This is a genomic window from Candidatus Dormiibacterota bacterium, from assembly GCA_036495095.1.
Taxonomy (GTDB): domain Bacteria; phylum Chloroflexota; class Dormibacteria; order Aeolococcales; family Aeolococcaceae; genus CF-96.
Genome location: DASXNK010000171.1, coordinates 1 through 2,121, shown reverse-complemented (window position 1 = coordinate 2,121; position 2,121 = coordinate 1). Strand labels below are relative to the sequence as shown.

Sequence of the window (2,121 nt, the reverse complement as noted above, 5' to 3'; positions counted from 1 at the left end):
CGGGTACGGTGGTGTTCATCTTCCAGTTGCCCGCCACCATCGGACGGCGCGCCATCCCGCTCACGAGTCGCGGTCGAGCAGGGCGGCGACACCCGGGAGGGTGCGGCCCTCGAGGAACTCCAGGGTGGCACCGCCGCCGGTGCTGACGTGGGTGATCCGGTCGGCGACGCCGAGTGTGTCGAGGGCGGCGGCGAGGTCGCCTCCGCCGATGATGCTCGTCGCGGGGCTGGACGCGACCGCCTCGGCCACCGCGCGGGTGCCGCGGGCGAAGTCGTCGATCTCGTAGATCCCCAGCGGACCGTTCCAGACGATGGTGCCGGCGCCGGCGCAGCTCTCCGCCATCTGGCGCACGGTGTCGGGGCCGACGTCGACCGCCATCCGGTCGGCGGGGATCGCCTTCCACGCCACCGCCTCCGTGGCCGAGCCCGGCTTCGGCTCGGCGACGACCACCATGTCGACCGGCAGCCGGAGGTCGGCGCCGCCCGTGCGCGACTCCTCGAGGAGCGAGAGCGCGGTCTCGACCTGGTCGGGCTCGACCAGTGAGGTGCCGGTCTCCTCCCCCAGCGCCCGGTAGAAGGTGCATGCCATCGCCCCGCCCACCCAGAGGGTGTCGACCCGGGAGAGCAGGCTCCGCACCACCCCCAGCTTGGAGGAGATCTTCGCGCCGCCGACGATCGCGACCAGCGGCCGCTGGGGCGAGCCGAGCACGCTGCCCAGCATCTCCAGCTCGCGCTGCATCAGCCGCCCGGCGACCGCGGGGAGGCGGTGGGCGACGCCCTCGGTGGAGGCGTGGGCGCGATGGGCGGCGCCGAACGCGTCGTTGACGAAGAGGTCGGCGAGCCCGGCGAGGCGGCCGGCCAACCGGTCGCCGTTGCTCTCCTCCTCGGGGTCGAAGCGGATGTTCTCGAGCATGCAGACGTCGCCGGGGCAGAGCGCGTCGACCAGCGTACGGGACGCCTCTCCCCCGCTGTCGCCGGCCACCGGCACGGTGGTCCCGAGCAGCTCGCCGAGGCGCTTCGCCAGCGGCGCCACCCGGAGCGCCTCGTCGACCCTCCCCTTGGGCCGGCCGAAGTGGGTGACCACGATCACCCGGCCGCCGCGCTCGCGCAGCGCCTCGATGGTCGGCACCGCCGCCTGGATCCGCCGGTCGTCGACGATCCGGCCGCCCTCCATCGGCACGTTGAAGTCGACGCGCAGCAGCACCCGGCGGCCGCCGATCTCGATGTCGTCGATGCCCCGCTTGGCCACCGTGGTCGCGGTGCTCACCGCGACCCTCCCGGCCGCCTCACAGCCGCGCCGCGATGTGGTTGCAGAGGTCGACGACCCGGCAGGAGTAGCCCCACTCGTTGTCGTACCAGGCGAGCACCTTGATGGTGCGGTCGCCGATGCCCATGGTCGAGAGCAGGTCGACGATCGACGAGTTGCTGTTGTGGAGGAAGTCGGCCGATACCAGCTCCTCGTCGGTCACGGCGAGGATCCCCTCCATCGGCCCGTTCGCCGCCGCGATCATCGCCTCGTTCACCGCCTTGGCATCCGCCGCCCTGCTCAGGGTCACGGTGAGGTCGACGAGGCTGACGTCGGACACGGGCACGCGCAGCGCCATGCCGTGGAACTTGCCCTTCAGCTCGGGCAGCACCAGGGCCACCGCCTTGGCGGCGCCGGTGGTGGTGGGGATGATCGCCTGGGCCGCGGCCCGCGCCCGGCGCAGGTCCTTGTGAGGCGCGTCGAGCACCTGCTGGTCGTTGGTGTACGCGTGGACGGTGGTCATCAGACCGTTCTCGATGCCGAAGCTCTCCTGGAGCACCTTGGCGACCGGCGCCAGGCAGTTGGTGGTGCAGGAGGCGTTGGACACGATGTGGTGCTGGCCGGGGTCGTAGGCGGCGTCGTTGACCCCCATGCAGATGGTGATGTCCTCGTTGCTCGCCGGCGCGGAGATCACCACCTTGCGGGCGCCGGCGTCGATGTGGGCGCGCGCCTTGCTGGCGTCGGTGAAGAAGCCGGTGGACTCGATGACGATCTCGGCGCCGACGGAGGCCCAGTCGAGCTTCGCGGGGTCGCGCTCGGCGAAGACCTTCAAGGTTCTGCCGTCGACGGTAAGGGAGTTCTCGCCGTGGGAGACGT

The 2,121-nt window shown here is 71.9% G+C and carries 2 protein-coding genes; both read right to left on the bottom strand.

What is annotated here, in order from left to right; genetic code table 11:
* Window positions 1-60: 60 nt before the first annotated feature.
* Entirely contained in the window at window positions 61-1,266 is a 1,206-nt protein-coding gene (locus VGL20_17410) for a phosphoglycerate kinase (GenBank protein ID HEY2705463.1), read from the bottom strand.
* Window positions 1,267-1,285: 19 nt separating this feature from the next.
* The coding region (locus tag VGL20_17405) for a glyceraldehyde 3-phosphate dehydrogenase NAD-binding domain-containing protein (protein HEY2705462.1) at window positions 1,286-2,121 on the bottom strand (836 nt) is incomplete at its 5' end.